Origin of the sequence: Proteus sp. CD3 (assembly GCF_008808075.1) — a bacterium.
In the GTDB taxonomy this organism is placed as follows: Bacteria; Pseudomonadota; Gammaproteobacteria; order Enterobacterales; family Enterobacteriaceae; genus Proteus; species Proteus appendicitidis.
The window spans coordinates 320,550-339,668 of the sequence record NZ_CP019686.1; the positions used below are offsets into that span (position 1 = coordinate 320,550).

Genomic DNA, 19,119 nt, shown 5'->3' on the forward strand with positions numbered 1-19,119 from the left:
ATACATTTTCTACCAAAATCCCTATAATCCGCACCCTGAGTTGACTAGACAACCGCTGCTTTATCGTTGTCCCTTCGGGGGAGACGGATAGAGGGGAGGAAAGTCCGGGCTCCACAGGGCAGGGTGCCAGATAACGTCTGGGAGGCGCGAGCCTACGACAAGTGCAGCAGAGAGTAAACCGCCAATGGCCTGTTTACAGGATCAGGTAAGGGTGAAAGGGTGCGGTAAGAGCGCACCGCGCAACTGGTAACAGTTTGTGGCATGGTAAACTCCACCCGGAGCAAGACCAAATAGGGGTTCTTATGGTGCGGCCCGCATTGAACCCGGGTAGGTTGCTGGAGCCAGCGCGCAAGTTCTGGCCTAGATGAATGGTTGTCCACGACAGAACCCGGCTTAACGGTCAACTCACCTCATAAAAAACCCTCGATTCACATTGTGTTTCGAGGGTTTTCTGTTTTTAAACCAATCTAAATCAACTGTCACGAAATAATATCAATAAACAAGCCACGAAACTCAGCCGAGCTTTTTAACGTGATACTGTGGCTATCTTGGATAAAAGCCCCATCACCACACTGAATTTGCCCATTTTCGTGTGTTGACGTTTGCAAACAGGTACCACCTTTTATGGATTGTAAAAAGCCTTTTTGACCTTTTATTGGCAGTGTAATTTCATCGCCTGCTTGCAAATGAATATGATAAAGCCAAATTGTTTGCCTTAACATTAATGAGCCATCATCACCGGTAGGTGAAGCTAACAATTGATATTTTAAGTTTTCATCTAAAGCCAATTTTTGTGAAGCTAAGCTTTCTTGTTGTGGACACGCATTTAGCCATAACTGAATACGGGTTAACGGTGTATCAGGGCTGCTGTTTCTCTCTATATATGTATCAGTATTATGCGGTGAAATAAGTAAGCACTCATTTTCTTTTGCCGTCACTGTACGTCCCATATTATCAAGGTATGTCGCTTCTCCTTGAAGGATCAAGTTAACCACATCAACATGAGGATAAGTCTTTGCTTTAAATTCAGAATTTGGGGCAAGTACTTCTTGGTTGAGAACTCTTAGCGTGCCATAGTCTAAAAAATGAGGGTCAAAGTAGTGGCCAAAGGAAAATGTGTAGCGAGCTTGTAGCCAACCATAATCCGCTTTACCACATTGTTGTGCTGTTCTGTATTTTATCATAGCGGTATTTTTCGAGTAGATTATCAATATATTTATCATAGAGGTATGGACTGTCTATTGTTAGCAAGTTAATCTGGTGCCTATAATCAAATTATTTGATAGAGATAAGTATAATGAGTAAAGACAAAGCAATTACGTTGGAATCTTTACGAGTCATGGATGCCATTGATCGTAGAGGGAGTTTTGCAGCTGCGGCTGATGAACTAAATCGAGTTCCATCGGCACTCAGTTATACCATGCAAAAATTAGAAGAAGATTTAGATGTTGTCCTTTTTGACCGCTCTGGCCATAGAACTAAATTTACCAATGTCGGCAGAATGCTGCTTGATAGAGGACGCATATTACTTGAGGCTGCTGACAAATTAACGTCAGATGCAGAAGCCTTAGCAAGAGGCTGGGAGCCTCATATCACCATTGTTTGTGAAGCGCTCACTCCTGCATCTAGACTCTTTCCTTTGGTTGATAAATTAGCTGAAAAATCCAATACCCAACTCTCTTTAGTGACAGAAGTCTTAGCCGGTGCTTGGGAAAGCTTAGAAAGCGGTAAGTGTGATATTGTGATTTCACCTGATATGCATTTTCGCACTTCATCAGAAATCAACTTTCGCCCTTTATACAATACCACTAGCGTTTATGTCGCCAGCCCAGATCACCCCATCCATAATGAACCTGAGCCATTAGCAGAAGAAACTCGCTTAAAATATCGAGGTATTGCCATTGCAGATACCGCAAGAGAACGCCCAGTTTTAACTGTACTGCTATTAGATAAACAGCGTCGTTTAACGGTCAGTTCTATTGAAGATAAACGTCGTGCTTTAATTGCCGGTTTAGGTGTGGCGACGATGCCAATTGATTTAATTGAAGATGATATTAAAGAAGGGCGTTTACGTGTTGTTGGCCCTGAATATCACCATGAAAATAATATTATTATGGCATGGCGAAGAGATAGTATGGGTGAAGCCAAATCATGGTGCTTACGTGAAATACCTAAACTTTTTGCGAACAATAAAAAATAGTTTTTGTAGATAATTTTTCTATTTTAGATATCGATAAAAATATAGATCCTAACATTAGGCGGAAGCTTCCGCCTAATTAAAAACAGATCACTCCATCGCCACTAATACACAGCCATTCAAACAACCGCATTGCACTTTATGCCCTTCTAATGCGACGGGGATATTGTTTATTTTCATCATGACATCGCCTTCAACAATTTTGCCTTTTTGCTGACAAGCGGGGCAATAGACTTCATCACCAAGGCAAGCTATTTCATAAAGTTGCTTCGCTAATAAAGAACCGCTTAATACGGTTCCTTTTGTATTGGTGGTGTCATTTTTTAAGATGATTTTTCGTCCTTGAATTGTGCTACGCATGTTTATATATCCTTTTATAAATTATTAACATCAAACTTAATTAAAAAATCTAAATGGAACGCTTAATTGCTTCCGATAATTTATTTTCGATTTCTTTACAGGGGGGTAATGCGTTATCAACCAGAAGAACTTGTTGTTCTATTTGTTTATCGAGATCTTTAGGAATAGGTGCTTCTCTAAAAATAGAATATTTTTTTCTTGTATACTTACCTTCAATCAAAGGTGCTAATCCATAAAATAAATATTTGGTAATATACCCTAATCCCCATGCTTTATCATTGCTGCTTCCGCCGCCTAAAAAACTAAACATCGTTAAGTTGGGATAATATTTATGTTCTATTAATTTTTGATTTTCATCAACGCGATATAAAATAAGTGCTAATGTCGGTTTAATATCTGAAAAATTGATTTGAGAATATTTAGCAACATAAACATTCATTTTCATATCCCAAGTATAAAATAATTGTTTTTCTCGGTCACATATTAGATAAGGTCGATTTCTTGCAATAAATCCAAAATAGATCATTGGTAATGAACATAATAGAGGGGCTAAAGATAAGAATAATTCAAGAGCAATACTTTTTTTGTATAGAAAGTCATTGTTATAGTAATTATAATGCCAAAAATCAAAAAAAGAGAGGTGGCCATTTTTTATATAAATATCTTCATAAGACTCTTTTATTTCTCTTTTTTTTGAAATAAAAAACTGCTCGCTTATTAAACTTTTTTTATATTCTAAACTATTTAGAAATCTTTTTTCAGTTTGCTTCCAAGGTTCAATATAAATTGTTTTAACGCCATAGCTGAAAGCCCAAAGTAAACCGATAACAAAAGGGATCGCTAACATAGTCCTGCCATTAGAAAAAGCATGGCGTATGACTAATCGTAAATTATCTATTTTTTCCACAAAATCAAGCGCACCAGCTTGATATTGAGTCATTTTTGATGTTTCTGTTTGTAATAGTGATTCACAATGATCACTGAGTTTGTGTTTTAGTTCCATCTAGGCTATCTCTTTATATTTATCATCAACAAAGAACCGCTTAATACGGTTCTTTTTGTATTGGTGGTGTAATTTTTTAAGATAATTTTTCGTCCTTGAATTGTGCTACATATTTTTAGCTTTTTCTTTATCGATTTCGACTAAAGTACGTTCTAATTGTTGCTCAAAATCAGTAGGGAGTGGGTTTTTATTAAACCAAAATAACGGTTTTCTTCGACTATAATTAGTCTGACTTATTGCATCTCGACCTTCTTTCATAAACGTATTAATAAAAGTCACAAAATGCTTATTTTCAGCCGTTCTACTAACTAAAAGACCTGTTGAGTATGAAATATTAGGTTTAAAATAGCCTTCTATTAATTTCCCTGTTTTTTTATCAAGACAATAAAGTTTTAAGAACATTAATGTGCCCGCATAACCAAATTCAGCATCACGATAACGCGTTACTAATAACTGTCTGGAATTCCAAACATAAAGAATTTGTCGTTTTCTATCCACTTTTAAAACTACCCAAGGCATATAAAAAATAATCAGCCCCATAAGTATCATTCCAATTAGTGGCATAGAAAATAATGCAACCTCTAGGTAGATGGCATTTTTCGTTCCTTGATAAAACTCACCAGAATAATACGCTGTTAGGTAATCCCAATAAGTAACCTCTCGATTAAAATAAGGATAAATTTTATCATAAGTTTTTTTCCATCCTTCACTAAGATTTGAATATTCTTTTTTGTAATCCTTTTCAAAAATAACCACCATTTGTTGAAAATCTTCTCTTCCGTAGTAAATACTTTCAGCTTTATTATAAATCAGATAAAAAAAACTAAAAAATAATACGATAAAGATAGGAATTGCGATATTTTTAATAAGGTTTCGATTAGGTGAGTCAATTTCACATTTATCGTCAGTTAACTCATTTAAAAAATCAAAATCTTTTAATTTGATATTTTTATTGTAAGTATCTTGATCTTCTTTAAAGAGATTCATTTTTATTTTATGAGGATTATTTGTACCACTAAATAAATTTGTCATTAGTTTCCATAAAGTTATTTCGCTAATAAAGAACCGCTTAATACGGTTCCTTTTGTATTGGTAGTGCCATTTTTTAAGATGAACCTTCGTCCTTGAATTGTGCTACATATTTTTTCTATTTTTAATTTTAAAAATTATTCTTTAATTAAGGAAAGTAATTTTTTATAGTCTGGCTTTCCATCTCTATTTGATGCTTTTGTACCGTCTGGGTAATAATATATTTTACTAACACCTTCAGTTTTACGCTCTGCTGGATACTCCGAGTAAACGACTATATCGGTATGAATGATGGGTTTCCAAGTGATTTTTTGAGCATTGCGAGATTTATAATAAAGATCAGGCTCTTCGCCATATAACCATAAGTTAACATTATTACTATTCTTAAATGAATTACTTACCCAAGGAAAATAATTTTTGACAATATCGAAATCTCCTTTTTTATCAATAGGTTTATGGCCAGTTTGTTGAGGCTGGTTATTATCAAATATAACAATTACTCCAGCTCCCACTATACCAGTAATATTTTTTGAAAAATATTCATGATTCTTTAAATTTAGATTTAAAGTAATGTTACTTAATTGCCAATCACATTTCCCACCTCCTCTATAAGGGATTTCTGCACTATATAATGAACTATTACCTTCTTTTTCTAACAAAACCATTTCACTATTAAAACCAGAAACAGTATATTTAGGCACTTCATTATTATTATATGTTTTTCGGCAAAGATTTGAACGATACATAACCTTCATTGGTGAAAGCTCAGCGACATCGGGTACATCGACGGTAATTTTTACTGTTCTACCATTTTCAGGAGGGGAGAATGATCTATCTATTTGGGACGTTAATATATTACAACCAGTTAAAAGTAAACCCATCGCCGCGATAGATAAAAGAAATAGCTTATCGATAACGTATTTATTCATTATTCTATTGCCACTAATACACAGCCATTTAAACAACCGCATTGCACTTTATGTCCTTCTAATGCGACGGGGATATTGTTTATCCAATGCACCTCATATTCCCTGTCTAATAATAGGGTTTGACGATGCATCGGATAATAAAAAACTATCTAGTTCTCTTTTTAATCAACAATGTATATTAACCAATATTAACTGATGATGTACCAATAAGAACACCTCCGCAATTTATATTATCTCCAACTCTTGCAGCAGGTTTACCATCAACAAAGACACTATTAGAACCACCAGTAATAATTCTTCTATGGTCATGATGAGGTTCTAAAAGATCACCTTTCCTTGCAATAGCTCTTCCTTCAACAAAAACCGTTGATGACCCCGTTAAGACTTTCGTCGAGCCATAATTTCCATGACCAGTCCCTAAATCACCGACAAGAATAACTGTAGGCATAAATTACCTTATATAACAGGAATAAATTTGCCATTTACAAAAGAAAATATTGGAGAATGATAAGCAACTCTGCTGGTTCCTCTCTCAGTTGTAAATCGATAAGATACTGGTGAGAAATCAAAATCTTCTTTATAAACAAGTTTAACCATTTTTCCATTATTCATAATTAATGGTTGAAAGTTATTCCAATTAATTGGGATCATTTGGAAATTCTGTTTAGAAAAACTTTCACTAATCTCTCTTGAAGTAAATTGCTCATCGACATTTCCTCCGGTTGAAGCAGCCCAGATTTCTAGTGAAGGAGTTAATAATTGTTTTATTTTGCTAACATCTTGTTGCTCAAATGCACTCCAAAGCTCTAAATATGCAGCTTGTAATAATTCCCGCTGTTTAGGTGTATCTTCATATTTATCTGCCTCTATCCAAGACCATTTAGGCAGATCACTTATATTTATTTTTTTATTAAATTGAAATACTGTCATATCCTTTGGATATTCTTTTGCATTGACATGTTCAAGGATCTTATCAGATTCTATTTTTTCAGTGTTACTGGCTAAGATAATTTTCTTTTCAATTGAAGGATCTATTTTGTTATTTTCATAAGCTTCAGGTTGTCCATCCTTATTAATTTTAACCATTAATTGAGTTAAAGGAATAATATTTCCTTGATCATCCATCTTATTTACAACAATTTCACAACGTGCATTAGGGTGAAAAATATTACGCTCTTTCTGTGGTATATCATCTTGAGAGAACCAATTAAGGGAAGCAAGCTCAATCGTAATTGTATTTTCCCCATTTTCCATTAAGATCATAGAGTTTGTACTGGTACTACCGAATCCGATCCCTCCTCGTGATACACTAGAACGATTGTTAGCGCCACTTACTCCATTCGTTTTCACATCACAAAATGCATACTTCATATCTACAGATGTTCGAATGATAAAATCATTATTATATGCGTATCCCATTGCGCTTATCCCAAATAATAAAAATAATAAAATTAATTTAAATTTATAAAAAAACATGATATTTACTCTATCCTCTTACTACCTAAAATTTCCGATTCTAACGGCTTTATTCTATCCGGCATATGCCGCTTTTCTCCAGTTAAGTTAAACCTAATATCAGAGTTTTCTAACATTAAGGGATCTGAAACTGGATATATTTCCCATTCGTTATCAATAGGTGTTGCATCATAAATGCTCTCTTTGGAACCATTAATAGATATATCCCCTTTAAACTGGCATTTAATAATAATTCCATCATGACAAAAAACTAAATCAATCCCATTTTCATGTGAGTCTAATACAAATGAACCTTTAGTTTCAAAGAGAGTATAAAAAGATAAGCATGCCTCCATAAATAATACATTTGCTTTAATATAAGCTCCAGCTTCACCTCTAATCCCCATATCAAATTTATTATCACCATCAAATGCAAATTCACGTATATTTTCAGGAGTCTGAGCCATACCAACAAAACAATGAATTTCAAAAAAAAATATAATATCAATATTTAAACCAAGACTAAATTTATCTTGAGATTCATTTTTTTCTTTTAATGCAGCGCGGATTTTTCGTACAAATTCATCACCTAATTTACCACAATATAATGCCATCACTTGTAATATATCTATTTTAAATGAACCACCCCATAATGGTTTACCTTCTATTGCACAAACAAGTTTCCTTTCTTCTTTATAAGGCATATTTTCTGTAAAAAAAGTAAGCCCTATTTCAACATCTGAAAAATCAAAAGAAAATATAGGAAAATTAGAATTTATCTCACTTCTCGCATTCCTTTTTCCATAAAAAAATTTATTTTCTATGTCATTAATTATTTGACCAACTTTCACGATCCCTGATAATTTATCAAAAACTCTATTTATTTTTTTTTCGTGGCTTATTGGCTTTAATGAATAAGATTTTCCTGCTAGTTCATAAAAAAAATCGACACCTATCCCAAATGTATCGGTTCTAACAAAAGCTGCAGGTATTAAATTCCAACCTGATCGATATCTATTTAGATCTCTTGGTAGAGTTCGATTTCCTGGTCCACCATTTAATCTTTCCTCTCTAAGTCTATTAATCTGTTTATCTCTTCTTTCTTTAATTGTTTCCGTCCTACTGCTAAATCCATATTTAAAAATAATAGAAAATCCAAACTTAATAGATGGCACAACATTAAAACTCCAATCTCTTATTGAATTTAAGCAGTTTTCCCCTTCTATTATATACTTTCTCGGTTCTTTAAAAGCGTCAATAGGTAGCATTGTATTAATAAAAGTATCTAAAAGTTTTTCGGCGTCAAATTCTTCGACATCGTTATAAGGATTGTAGGATACATTGATAGTATTATTTTTTCCTACTGTAAGTTCCTGCTCGAAATTTTTAGATGAAATGATAACTTTATGAGTATCAATAGGATGTGGATGTTTCTCATTTATAATAATATCTAATAATACATCATCACCATCATCAACTATAGTAACAGGTAACGTTGAACATTCACCTTTCCACGCTAAAAAAACATCTCCATTTTTATTGTTTTTTACAGTTAAATCTAAAAAACAAGGTTCTGGTATAAAGCAAGTTTGTGTCGCATTACCTACCATTGGAAATATAAATTTATTGCCCACTTTACTCTCCTTTTTAAAATACAGGCATCTCATCTAGTATATTCATACATAATTTGATAATGCGATAATCACAGGTTCCTTCTGGATGATTCAATTGGTCAATCCAATTAATTGGTAAATTTTCAAAATCATATATACGATAAAAACCTAAAATATAACAAAATAACATATATGAGTACTGATCACTAATACCTATATTCTTACAAAAAAGAACTAAACCCTCAGAAAAGCAAAAAGCATCATCTATATATTTTTTAGAGTAATAATTTTCTATTTTATCAAAATCTAAAATAGGTGTTTCAAATATTGTTACTATACATTTTGATAAATCAAAATCAGAAATACTATTTTCTTGAGAATATCTTATTTTTAAAAATAAAAACTGCATTTTTTTTATAAATAAGAATTCAAAATTTAAATTTATTTTCTCATACTCATCTTTTGTAAAAGACATTAGCTTACCATGCTTTTTTATATTATCAGGGTAATAACTTCGTTGAGATTTAAAATCAGATTCTTTATATCTTCCAAGAAGTTCAGTACCTATTTTATTAATAGGTCCTAAAAAAACATGTAATTTCCAATTATCAAGTATATTTAATACAAACCAAATATTACGAGGATCATAAAATCGCCAAAAAACAGGTTTTTCTTGTTCAGGGATCATTACCATCAAATATTTTCGTAAATGTTGTCTTAATTCACGCATTGTTATCTTTGTATATACATATATGCCCCATGGAGTCTTTTGCTCAGATAACCATTTTTGTACTTCATCTGTCACTTCGATTAAATAAGGTGCTAATTCAGCAACTTCTGGACTGATTGGCTCACTATATAAATTGCATGAAGGAGGATTAAATTTTTCAAGCATTGAAAATAATTTTGGTTCGGATGCAGAATCAACAATTGCATAGCAAGTATCAAGCTTAGCCATTATTCGCTATCCTTAATTTCATTAAGTGGACAATGCGCAACAAAAGCTGCACCACTACTAGCTGCAGCTTTTAATATTGCAGGGATCATTGTCTCTAATACGTCTCCAGGGCTTCCGCCTGAATTTAGATTAATTATAGGGCCTTTTATATCGACACCACCGCTATGAATAACAATAAAATTACTACCTACTTTAAATGATATTTTACTTTGGCTTTGCAATATAATGTCGCCTTGAGAATCAATACTAAGAATACCTTGCAATTTTTCTACTGTGTCACCGCCTATAGTGCGATAGTTATCACCATCAACCTTGGATTTATAACTTCCTGCTGTTTTTTGTGATTGATTGCCATCAACGGTAACAACACGATTATTAGCAATAACTAGCTCATCATTATGTCCAATACTTGTTGATCTATCGTAATCAATACGCATTCCCTGTGAATTAAGGACATTGATAGCTAAGTTCCGCTGCGCATGTAAATACACTTCTTCGCGTCCGCCGGCATCCTCAAATCGCAGTTCATTAAATCCTGTGCCTTTATGCGTTTTTGTACGAAAAGTGGTTCGGGTTTTATCTTTGGGTAAATCTAGTGGTGGGGCATTGCGACCGTTATAAGTACAGCCCGTAATAATCGGTCTATCAATATCACCATTTAAATAAGAAACAATCACTTCTTGCCCAATACGGGGGATCGCCATAAAGCCGTAGCCATCGCCATTCCAACCTTGTGCAACGCGCAACCAACACGAACCACTATGATCAGGCTTTCCGCGTCTATCCCAGTGAAAATAAACTTTTACCGCACCTTGTTCATCGGTATAAATCTCTTCGCCTTCAGGTCCTACTACGGTCGCTAACTCGTCACCATCTGCCAGCGGTTTATAATGAAAAGGTGGACGCCATTCTTGTGTGCCAGGAATAAATGTCACGTGATTGCTTAACTGGGTACCTTCACCGCCCCCGTTATCCGCAGAGGGCTGTACACCGTGATGCGAAACACTGATCACTTGCCAACGCGAATTCATTCTCGCACTCGGATGATTGGTTAAGGTAAACACTTTGCCCGGCATTAATGCAAAACAGTTGGTGCTTGCCGAGCCGGTTTGACGATGGTTTTGCGATTGTTCATAGCGCAGTTGATTCAATGGTTGAGCATGGGCATCTTCTTGAAAACGTCCATAGCTCTCAAAAACAGGATGTTGTTGATGAACGTCACCCGTTGTTTCTTGTGATAACGGGTAAGAAGGACGCATAGGGTTATAATCTTTATCGATGCGCACATCACTGCATAAACGTTCGGTATAGCGCCATGTGGTGGCTGTGGTGTCGGTAATATCGGTTTCTGCTTGTGGGTTATAGGTTAGCGTGATCCCCGCGGTCATCCCTAAATGGTTATCGCTATAAAACAGTTTTGGCCCTTCTTCAAACCAAAAGTTGATCCCCTCTTCAAAGGCTAGGCGACACCAAAATGCATAAGCAGACTCGCGCTTTTGAGTGATATAGCGACGGGTTTGATGCAGTTCAGGTTGATAAAACTGGTTGTCATATTTGATATGGGCTTCATCCAGCAATTGCTGAAGAATTTGTGGCACCGTTTTATTCTGGAAAATACGGCTATCTTGGTTCAACGTCATCACCCACATTTCTGGGCGAATAACAAATTGATACCACGTTTTAACGCCATCGGTATTGCCTTGTTCGGCACTTGCCAACAAACCTTGAACAGTGCGAAGTGTTTTACCATCACGACTGACGGTTAACGATGAAGCTACGCCTAATTGATTGGAAAAATCGATGTCGTTTTGCTCGCTCACCGCGTGTATCGACAGAGTGAAAAGTTCTGATAACCCTTCGTTTAAATCGAATTGGGTGACTTGAAAGGTGCTTGCGGGTAAGCCGCCAATTTGGCAAGTAAACACTAACCCCGTGTGAAGTAATCCTTTACCTAACGTTTCGAGTAATTCGCTGTATTTTTTAATGCGAGCTTGTTGTTCTGAGAATGTCATCCCCATTTTAAAGGAGGGTGATGATGTCGGATCATCTAATACCAAACGGGGTTTAGGGGTATTGTTAGCGTCATTCGTTGACATAAAAGCTCCCATTTAACTGTGACAAACACGCAATAAAAAAGACAAAAAATAAGCCTAAAAAAGTATCTATTGAATAATAGGCCCATAAAAGAGCCTTTAATTGATTAGAGTAGCTTAAGTACTTTTAATAAGAAGTAAAGGAAGGGGCGGGGCGAACAAGCATTATATCCTCGTAGGATAAGTGACTTAGCGTAAAATAATTGTTCATACGGTATTTACTACTTTCGTTTCTTAAAATAAGTGTATTTACTTATATTATTCTCTTTCGTAAATGTCCGAAATCTCGCTAAAGCCAGTCAGGTCTAATGTACATGAATTTTTAATATGTAACAAAATGTGTATTTTATTTCAAATTGTAACAGCCTTGATTTGTAAGGGAAAAATAACATACTTTTTAAAATAATAAGCAAGCTACGATTTTTATCATCAATGACGAAAAAAACCGCACCTAAAATTTCACACATCACAGAAGATTCATTTAAATAAAGACAAAAATATCACTGATAGAGTGAATTTGAGGATGGGGTGGGGGTAACAGAAAGAAAATTAATAAAATTTATATAAATACAGTTAAAAAAAAAGAACCCTATGTTTAAAACATGGGATTCTTATCGATTTAAAGATCCCCTAGAGGATCTTTTTTGTTTCTAAAGGGGTTATTACCAATTTTTATTGAAAATACGATCTAAGCTCCATTTACCTGGACCAGTGATAACCAGTAATAAATATCCACCAGCGATTGTCATATTTTTCATAAACATTAATTGGTTCATGCCTTCAGCAAAATTGCTGTGGAACAGCAGTGCGGTTAGAAGAGTAAATACCGCAGTAAAGATTGCTGTTGTGCGAGTTAAGAAACCAAATAAGATTGCTAATCCACCGCCTAATTCTAATAAAATAGTCAGTGGCAATAAGAAACCTGGAACACCCATTGCTTGCATATATTGCTGTGTTCCTTCGTAGCCACCAATTTTTCCGTAGCCTGCACTAATAAATAAAATAGGCATTAAAATACGGGCAATTAATAATGCAATGTCTTCAAATTTTTTCATGGTCTTTATTCCTAATTCAACTCTATTATTCGCAATGTATATCGATTTGTATTGTATTTTCGTCGGCTATTTTTCTATTTTTAGATTTAATAACCACGGCTACGTTGTGAGATATACAATAATGTGAATTGAGCAAAGAGGATATTAAGAAGAATTAACATTCTTAGACAAAAAAATTGATGTTCAATCTGAGGTTTTTTTGAAGGACTTTTGGATTGTACGAATTAAACCAATTGCACCGATGGCACGTTGCCCTAATTGTATGATTTTTCTAGGGTGTTTGATGCTATAAAGAGAAATAAAACTAGCGCCCACTAACAATGCGGGTTTTAAAGAAACTAAAATTCGCCACGCTTTATCATAAGGCTCTGTCACATCAAGCCAAGTTTGCGTGCTTTGCCCTAAATCAGAACGCTGTTGCTGAATTTTATTCAACAACAGCTTTTTACGTCTTGCGAGGATCGTCTGCTTATTTTGTTTGTTCATCATGATACTGCTCCAAAAGACGTTTATCTAATTCCAATTGCTGGCGAGTATCGCCTAATAAGGTGGAATTTCGCGCTTTTCTTAATGTCATGATGGCACCAATCAGTGCACAAAAAAGTAAAGTAGCGGTTGTGATGGCTAAAGCATAGACTCGATATTCAGGTGGAATAACCCAAAAAATCAGAACAAGTAAACTCATTAAGCCAAAAGCGGTGAGTAACAAAGTAACACCCGCCATTAAAATAAGCTGGATAAGCGTGGTTTTTTCTTCTTCCAGTTCAACGGCAATCAAGTTTAGGCGTGTTTCAACCATGCCTATGACAATAGCACCAATCTTACTGATAGAATTCAGAACCCCGGATGCGGGGCCCTGTGGTCTTTGCGTATCACTCATAGGTGTGATTAGCGTTTAGCTAGTAGAACACCAAGAACAACACCAACTGCGGCACCAATACCGATACCTGTCCATGGATTTTCACGAACATAGTTATCTGCTTTTCCAGCGATTTCCTTGGTGTTATCGACAATTTCTCGACCAGCATCACTGAGTTTTGCACGAGAACCTTTGATTGCTGATTCTGCTTTTGCGCGTAAGCTTTGGATTTCTTCTTTAGATTTATCTGCAGAGGAGTTCAGTACTTCTTCTAGAGTATCAGCAAGAGATTTCAATTCACTACGCAGATCTTCATTGGAACGTTGATGAGACATAGGTAACTCCTTTAATAATGACAGGTTAATTCTTATAACCATAGACCAATTTTGTCTCTTAATAAAATTAAATATTGATGTAATCAGGTAAAAAAGAGAAAAATCTTAATTAGACGGGAATATTTATTGTATTACTTACGATGAAAAAAGAAGAGATCATCCATAAAATAAAAGCCTGTTCAGTTCTCTGAAACAGGCTTTTATTATGTGTTTTATGACTTTATTTTGTATTCAGAATATCTTGATGTTATTAGAAAATGCAGCGTTAGCTCACTTTCTTTTTCTTTTTAATGACAACCCAGATGCTACCAATTAATCCTATAACTAATAGGCAAACAGGTAATAGCATAAGAATATTCATTAAATGGTGTTCGTATTGACGAAATAGGGGGCTATTACCTAATAAATAACCCAGCGTGGTCAGTATACCTACCCATAAAAGTCCACTTAACCAGTTGAAAATTTGAAAGCGGGTATTGTTCAATCCAGCAAGACCAGCAATTGTTGGCAACAATGTTCTAACGAATGCTAAAAAGCGACCAATAAGTAATGCGGCTAAGCCATGACGATGAAAAAGCCCATGCGCACGTTGGTGGTAATGTTCTGGTAGATGCGATAGCCAACTGCGTACTAATTTCGTATTTCCAAGCCATCGCCCTTGGAGATAGCCCAACCAACAGCCTAGGCTCGCGCCAGCGGTCAAAATAAGTAAGGTCAATGGAAAATCCATTGTATCTTTAGCAATTAACACGCCCACTAAAATTAATAAGCTATCTCCTGGTAAGAAAGCTGCGGGCAATACTCCGTTTTCTAGGAATAGTATGGTGAATAATAAAATGTAGATAATCCATATTAATGAAGGATTAGCTAAGGTTTCGTAATCTTGGTGCCATAGCGCCAAGAATAGCTCTCTTACGATTTCCATATAAAAGGCTTCCTAAAACTGAGTCATTTGGGGGTAAATATAAAATCAATAGGTGTTGTAATCTATTTACCCGTTTTCTACTTCATAGGGTCTATTTTTCATTGTTTAAAACAGCAACACTCTAACAAAATCATGAAAAACTAGACAGAAAATTTTTTAATTGGATGACGACACTACTTATACATGGATATTGGATCTCGAAAAATAGACATCTAATCTCTTTTTGAGTTCAGAATAGGTGCTTTTTAAAAAGAAAAACTTAATAAGATGAATAATACTGAGAGTCGCTCTCTATTTTATAGCATTCATAAAAGATAAATTTTTAATATTAATTGATAAAAATAAAACGTTATCTTGTTTATATCGCTCATCTTTTTTGTGTGTTTTTTATCCAAATTAAGGAAGGTTAGAAAGGATAATTGTTAGTGATAATGTTAATAAAAAAGACAGTCAGTTGATTAATAAAATGCAAAAGAAGAGAAACAAAATAAAAAATAAGTAAGATGGTTAAGTATAACTCACTGATAATAATAATTTCTTTCATTCTATATTGGTATATTAAAAAGAACAAAATCCTCTTATGATCACAGTTGTGTTATTTTATTGTTAACAAAAACGGTTAATGCTGTATATTTTGCATAATCAGCTTTTCAGCGCGATTCAATTCCTTATACTGGCATTGCAAACGCTCAAGAATGCCTTTTTTAAATATTATTTTAAGTAATGGAATAGCTATGGATAAACAACAATCCAGAGTCTTCGGCCTGTTCTTTAAGGGAAGCCTCGTCAAACAAATACTCGTTGGTTTAGTTGCAGGGATTTTACTTGCTTGGTTAGCGCCAGAAGCTGCCAAGATGATGAGTCTATTAGGCACCCTGTTTATTAGCGCACTGAAAGCTGTAGCACCTATCTTAGTATGGGTACTGGTTATGGCTTCGATTGCTAATCACCGTCAAGGGCAAAAATCGAACATTCGCCCTGTATTAATTCTATATCTGTTAGCAACGTTCTTTGCTGCATTAACCGCAGTTGTTGCCAGCTTTATGTTCCCATCAGTTTTAACACTGGTTGTTAATGAATCACAATTGTCACCACCTGAAAATATTGCTGAAGTTCTTAAAGGCGTATTAATTAATGTGGTCGCAAACCCTGTTGATGCGCTTATCAATGGTAACTATATGGGCATTCTAGCGTGGTCTATCGGGCTTGGCTTAGCATTACGTCATGCAAGTGATACCACTAAAGCCTTAACGCAAGATTTAGCTGACGCAGTAACAAATTTAGTACGTGTTGTTATTCGTTTAGCTCCTATCGGTATTTTTGGTTTAGTGTCATCAACTATTGCAACAACAGGCTTTGAGGTCTTAGCGGGCTACTTACAAGTTCTTGTTGTATTGATTGGCTGTATGTTGTTTGTTGCTTTAGTTGTGAACCCACTGATTGTATTTTGGAAAATTCGCAGTAATCCATATCCATTAGTATGGGCATGTCTGCGTGAAAGTGGTGTAACTGCCTTCTTTACACGTAGCTCCGCAGCAAATATTCCTGTGAATATGGCAATGTGTCGTCGTATGAATTTAGACGAAGATACTTATTCTGTTTCAATTCCATTAGGTGCGACCATCAATATGGGTGGTGCGGCAATTACTATCACTATTTTGACATTAGCCGCAGTAAATACATTGGGTATGCCAGTCGATATTCCAACTGCGTTATTGCTAAGCCTTGTTGCCGCAATTTGTGCGTGTGGTGCATCAGGTGTTGCGGGTGGTTCATTATTGTTAATTCCGCTGGCTTGTAGCATGTTTGGTATTAACAATGATATCGCTATGCAAGTGGTTGCTGTGGGCGTGATGATTGGTGTGTTACAAGATTCAGCAGAGACGGCTCTGAACTCATCAACGGATGTTCTCTTTACTGCAACCGTCTGTATTGCTGAAGATAATCGTATTTCAGATAATCCATTAACTGAAAAAAATAATGGGTAAAAAGGGTAAGTAGTAAAACAGGAAGAGCTGTAAAAATAATAATTAATAAAAAAATAGAACCCCACATTTATGTGGGGTTTCTTTTTGCCTTGCTAACCTTAATTGATTAAATTTCTAGGGCGAGTTCTGTGCCTTGCCTAATAGCGCGTTTTGCATCTAATGCACTGGCATCTTTTGCTCCACCAATAAGATGAACCGTTTTATTTTCTTTTTCTAAAGGCATAAGCAATGGGTGATAAGCGCGTTGCCCTGTACACAATATAATATTATCAGCAGGAATAAGTTGTTGTTTCCCATCCTGTTCAATAACGAGACCTTCAGGTGTGATCCTTTGGTAGTTGCAATGGGTTAAAAATTTAACGCCTTTTTTCTCTAGCGTTAAACGATGTATCCAACCCGTTGTTTTACCTAGGCTTAAGCCTATTTTCCCAGCTTTACGCTGTGTCATAACAATGTGTTTAGTATCGTCTCTAAGGTGATTCGCGGGCTTTATGCCACCACGATAAGAAAGTGTGGGATCAATACCCCATTCTTTATTAAAGGCGCAAGGGCTTAGGCTACTACATTGCCCTTTTTGCGTAAGATAAAGGCTTGCATCAAAGCCAATTCCGCCACTCCCCATGATGACAACATTTTTACCTACGGGTTGGTGGTGTTTAAGAACGTCGAGATAAGATTTTACAATGGGAGCATCAAGCCCTTCAATCTCAGGAATATGAGGTTTAACGCCACTCGCTAAAATGACTTCATCAAAGTTTTCAAGATGTTCAGGGGTGGCTTCGGTATTATTTTTAACAATCACACCAGTGAGTTGTAGCTGTCGTTTAAAGTAGCGTAATGTCTCTTGAAATTCTTCTTTCCCCGGAATTTGGCTGGCAATGTTCAGTTGTCCACCAATAACATCTTCTTTTTCAAACAACGTAACATGATGACCTCGTTTCGCTGCCATAACAGCAAAAGACAAACCCGCAGGACCCGCTCCGACAACCGCTAATTTTTTAGGCTGTAGAGTGGGAATAACTAGAAGTTCTGTTTCTCGACAAGCAAAAGGATTAACTAAACAAGAGGCAGTTTGCCCCGAAAATATTTCATCAAGGCATGCCTGATTGCAAGCGATGCAAGTATTTATTTCGTCTTCACGTCCCTGCTGTGCTTTAAGTACAAACTCAGGATCAGCAAGAAAAGGACGAGCCATTGAGACCATATCAGCACAGCCTTCAGCTAAAATAGCTTCTGCGGTTTGTGGTGTGTTAATTCGGTTGGATGTAATCAGTGGAATATTCACTTTTCCCATTAATTCGCGTGTTACATTTGAAAATTGACCTCTTGGTACCATGGTGGCTATCGTTGGAATTCGTGCTTCGTGCCAGCCGATCCCCGTGTTGATCATGGTAGCACCGGCTTTTTCAACGGCTTTGGCAAGGTAAAGTACCTCTGATGCATCTGAGCCATCTTTAATTAAATCCAACATAGAAAGACGGTAAATAATAATAAACTGCTCACCGACGGCTTTTTTTATGCCTTCAAGAATACGTAACGCAAAACGACAACGATTTTCAATATTTCCACCCCATTGATCGTCTCGTTGATTAGTATGGCTGACTAAAAACTGATTAATTAAATAGCCTTCAGATCCCATAATTTCTACACCATCATAGCCTGCTTTTTGTGCCAATTGAGCGCAATGAATGTAATCATTGATGGTTTGTTCGATTTGTTCATGGCTCATGGCTTTTGGCATAAACGGGGTGATTGGCGATTGAATGGCTGAAGGTGCAACTAAATTAGGTTGGTAGCTATAACGACCGGTATGCAATATCTGTAATGCAATTTTACCTCCTTGCTGATGAACCGCATCAATAACAAGTTGATGAGTGGCTAGTTGGCTTTCAGACATCAAGGTTGCGGCATGTGGCAATAACACTCCTTGTTTATTGGGAGAGATCCCGCCAGTCACTATTAATGCAACACCTGCCGCGGCTCTTTGGGCATAAAACTGTGCAAGTTTTGGGGCGTCATTTGGATTTTCTTCAAGCCCAGTATGCATCGATCCCATAAGAATACGGTTTTTAAGTGTGGTAAACCCTAAATCAAGAGGCGAAAATAGATGAGAATAATGTGCCATCGGATACCCTTTTTATACTGGTCAGATGAGATATCTATTAGCATAACGAGAAGTGAGTGATTAAGAGTTTATTATGTTAATAAGTTGTGATCTTAATCATGGAAAAGGTGAGTAGAGGGCGATAAAGCAATAATAATCTAAGTGATTAGTTAATGAGAACAAATAGTGATAATAAAAATCACACTCATTCATAAT

18 protein-coding genes and 1 other RNA gene are annotated in these 19,119 nt (G+C 35.8%); 3 read left to right on the forward strand and 16 right to left on the reverse strand.

All coding sequences use genetic code 11. From position 1 onward, the window contains the following. Positions 1-36: 36 nt before the first annotated feature. An RNA gene (gene rnpB / locus BTA34_RS01490) (RNase P RNA component class A) lies at positions 37-412 on the forward strand. 67 nt (positions 413-479) lie between these two features. Here the strand turns inward: rnpB and BTA34_RS01495 are convergent. After that, the gene (locus BTA34_RS01495) at positions 480-1,184 is read right to left on the reverse strand and encodes a pirin family protein (protein WP_151434214.1); all 705 of its coding nucleotides are present in this window, start codon (positions 1,182-1,184) and stop codon (positions 480-482) included. A gap of 113 nt (positions 1,185-1,297) precedes the next feature. Here BTA34_RS01495 and BTA34_RS01500 point away from each other — a divergent pair, with 113 nt between their 5' ends. Beyond that, a complete protein-coding gene (locus BTA34_RS01500; RefSeq protein ID WP_023582840.1) occupies positions 1,298-2,200 on the forward strand; it encodes a LysR family transcriptional regulator in 903 nt (300 codons plus the stop codon). An 87-nt stretch (positions 2,201-2,287) separates the two neighbouring features. Here BTA34_RS01500 and BTA34_RS01505 read toward each other — a convergent pair whose 3' ends face one another. The 14 genes from BTA34_RS01505 to BTA34_RS01575 all read right to left on the reverse strand — a co-directional run bounded on the left by BTA34_RS01505 (position 2,288) and on the right by BTA34_RS01575 (position 14,811). Next, positions 2,288-2,557 carry a PAAR domain-containing protein gene (locus BTA34_RS01505; protein ID WP_151434215.1) on the reverse strand — a complete coding sequence of 90 codons (270 nt, stop codon included), beginning with the start codon at positions 2,555-2,557 and terminating at the stop codon, positions 2,288-2,290. A gap of 49 nt (positions 2,558-2,606) precedes the next feature. Then, positions 2,607-3,560 (reverse strand): hypothetical protein, encoded by a 954-nt coding sequence (locus BTA34_RS01510; RefSeq protein ID WP_151434216.1) that lies wholly within the window; start codon positions 3,558-3,560, stop codon positions 2,607-2,609. Positions 3,561-3,665: 105 nt separating this feature from the next. Then, positions 3,666-4,592, reverse strand: coding sequence for a hypothetical protein (locus tag BTA34_RS01515; RefSeq protein WP_151434217.1), 927 nt, complete (start codon positions 4,590-4,592; stop codon positions 3,666-3,668). A 134-nt stretch (positions 4,593-4,726) separates the two neighbouring features. Beyond that, positions 4,727-5,518, reverse strand: a complete 792-nt coding sequence (locus BTA34_RS01520) for a hypothetical protein (RefSeq protein WP_151434218.1) — start codon at positions 5,516-5,518, stop codon at positions 4,727-4,729. Between the two features lie 178 nt (positions 5,519-5,696). Continuing rightward, positions 5,697-5,966 carry a PAAR domain-containing protein gene (locus BTA34_RS01530; protein ID WP_151434219.1) on the reverse strand — a complete coding sequence of 90 codons (270 nt, stop codon included), beginning with the start codon at positions 5,964-5,966 and terminating at the stop codon, positions 5,697-5,699. Between the two features lie 8 nt (positions 5,967-5,974). Further along, positions 5,975-6,937 carry a hypothetical protein gene (locus tag BTA34_RS01535; RefSeq protein ID WP_151434220.1) on the reverse strand — a complete coding sequence of 321 codons (963 nt, stop codon included), beginning with the start codon at positions 6,935-6,937 and terminating at the stop codon, positions 5,975-5,977. A 62-nt stretch (positions 6,938-6,999) separates the two neighbouring features. Further along, the gene (locus BTA34_RS01540; RefSeq protein WP_151434221.1) at positions 7,000-8,607 is read right to left on the reverse strand and encodes a hypothetical protein; all 1,608 of its coding nucleotides are present in this window, start codon (positions 8,605-8,607) and stop codon (positions 7,000-7,002) included. 13 nt (positions 8,608-8,620) lie between these two features. Then, complete coding sequence (locus BTA34_RS01545) at positions 8,621-9,544, reverse strand: DUF4123 domain-containing protein (RefSeq protein WP_151434222.1); 924 nt, start codon at positions 9,542-9,544, stop codon at positions 8,621-8,623. After that, positions 9,544-11,640: a type VI secretion system Vgr family protein gene (locus tag BTA34_RS01550; protein WP_151434223.1), complete on the reverse strand. Its 2,097-nt coding sequence runs from the start codon at positions 11,638-11,640 to the stop codon at positions 9,544-9,546. Before BTA34_RS01550 ends, BTA34_RS01545 begins: the two co-directional genes overlap by 1 nt. A gap of 659 nt (positions 11,641-12,299) precedes the next feature. Beyond that, positions 12,300-12,692, reverse strand: coding sequence for a DoxX family protein (locus BTA34_RS01555; RefSeq protein ID WP_023580968.1), 393 nt, complete (start codon positions 12,690-12,692; stop codon positions 12,300-12,302). 183 nt (positions 12,693-12,875) lie between these two features. Beyond that, the gene (locus BTA34_RS01560) at positions 12,876-13,181 is read right to left on the reverse strand and encodes a YqjK-like family protein (RefSeq protein WP_265576147.1); all 306 of its coding nucleotides are present in this window, start codon (positions 13,179-13,181) and stop codon (positions 12,876-12,878) included. Continuing rightward, a complete protein-coding gene (locus BTA34_RS01565) occupies positions 13,162-13,572 on the reverse strand; it encodes a phage holin family protein (protein ID WP_151434224.1) in 411 nt (136 codons plus the stop codon). The genes BTA34_RS01560 and BTA34_RS01565 overlap by 20 nt, the downstream gene beginning before the upstream one ends. An 8-nt stretch (positions 13,573-13,580) precedes the next feature. After that, on the reverse strand, positions 13,581-13,886 hold the full coding sequence (locus tag BTA34_RS01570; protein WP_151434225.1) for a DUF883 family protein: 306 nt from the start codon (positions 13,884-13,886) through the stop codon (positions 13,581-13,583). Between the two features lie 265 nt (positions 13,887-14,151). Beyond that, a complete protein-coding gene (locus BTA34_RS01575) occupies positions 14,152-14,811 on the reverse strand; it encodes a DedA family protein (RefSeq protein ID WP_151434226.1) in 660 nt (219 codons plus the stop codon). Between the two features lie 734 nt (positions 14,812-15,545). On the opposite strand from BTA34_RS01575, the gene sstT reads away from it, so the two are divergent. Continuing rightward, a complete protein-coding gene (gene sstT, locus BTA34_RS01580) occupies positions 15,546-16,799 on the forward strand; it encodes a serine/threonine transporter SstT (protein WP_151434227.1) in 1,254 nt (417 codons plus the stop codon). A 106-nt stretch (positions 16,800-16,905) separates the two neighbouring features. Here sstT and BTA34_RS01585 read toward each other — a convergent pair whose 3' ends face one another. Beyond that, entirely contained in the window at positions 16,906-18,924 is a 2,019-nt protein-coding gene (locus BTA34_RS01585; protein ID WP_151434228.1) for an NADPH-dependent 2,4-dienoyl-CoA reductase, read from the reverse strand. Positions 18,925-19,119 lie beyond the last annotated feature (195 nt).

What these genes read in the sequence shown, in the direction of transcription:
- BTA34_RS01495 (WP_151434214.1), bottom strand. Translation starts at nt 1,184, where the DNA reads ATGATAAAATACAGAACAGCACAACAATGTGGTAAAGCGGATTATGGT.
- BTA34_RS01500 (WP_023582840.1), top strand. Translation starts at nt 1,298, where the DNA reads ATGAGTAAAGACAAAGCAATTACGTTGGAATCTTTACGAGTCATGGAT.
- BTA34_RS01505 (WP_151434215.1), bottom strand. Translation starts at nt 2,557, where the DNA reads ATGCGTAGCACAATTCAAGGACGAAAAATCATCTTAAAAAATGACACC.
- BTA34_RS01510 (WP_151434216.1), bottom strand. Translation starts at nt 3,560, where the DNA reads ATGGAACTAAAACACAAACTCAGTGATCATTGTGAATCACTATTACAA.
- BTA34_RS01515 (WP_151434217.1), bottom strand. Translation starts at nt 4,592, where the DNA reads ATGACAAATTTATTTAGTGGTACAAATAATCCTCATAAAATAAAAATG.
- BTA34_RS01520 (WP_151434218.1), bottom strand. Translation starts at nt 5,518, where the DNA reads ATGAATAAATACGTTATCGATAAGCTATTTCTTTTATCTATCGCGGCG.
- BTA34_RS01530 (WP_151434219.1), bottom strand. Translation starts at nt 5,966, where the DNA reads ATGCCTACAGTTATTCTTGTCGGTGATTTAGGGACTGGTCATGGAAAT.
- BTA34_RS01535 (WP_151434220.1), bottom strand. Translation starts at nt 6,937, where the DNA reads ATGGGATACGCATATAATAATGATTTTATCATTCGAACATCTGTAGAT.
- BTA34_RS01545 (WP_151434222.1), bottom strand. Translation starts at nt 9,544, where the DNA reads ATGGCTAAGCTTGATACTTGCTATGCAATTGTTGATTCTGCATCCGAA.
- BTA34_RS01550 (WP_151434223.1), bottom strand. Translation starts at nt 11,640, where the DNA reads ATGTCAACGAATGACGCTAACAATACCCCTAAACCCCGTTTGGTATTA.
- BTA34_RS01555 (WP_023580968.1), bottom strand. Translation starts at nt 12,692, where the DNA reads ATGAAAAAATTTGAAGACATTGCATTATTAATTGCCCGTATTTTAATG.
- BTA34_RS01560 (WP_265576147.1), bottom strand. Translation starts at nt 13,181, where the DNA reads ATGATGAACAAACAAAATAAGCAGACGATCCTCGCAAGACGTAAAAAG.
- BTA34_RS01565 (WP_151434224.1), bottom strand. Translation starts at nt 13,572, where the DNA reads ATGAGTGATACGCAAAGACCACAGGGCCCCGCATCCGGGGTTCTGAAT.
- BTA34_RS01570 (WP_151434225.1), bottom strand. Translation starts at nt 13,886, where the DNA reads ATGTCTCATCAACGTTCCAATGAAGATCTGCGTAGTGAATTGAAATCT.
- BTA34_RS01575 (WP_151434226.1), bottom strand. Translation starts at nt 14,811, where the DNA reads ATGGAAATCGTAAGAGAGCTATTCTTGGCGCTATGGCACCAAGATTAC.
- sstT (WP_151434227.1), top strand. Translation starts at nt 15,546, where the DNA reads ATGGATAAACAACAATCCAGAGTCTTCGGCCTGTTCTTTAAGGGAAGC.
- BTA34_RS01585 (WP_151434228.1), bottom strand. Translation starts at nt 18,924, where the DNA reads ATGGCACATTATTCTCATCTATTTTCGCCTCTTGATTTAGGGTTTACC.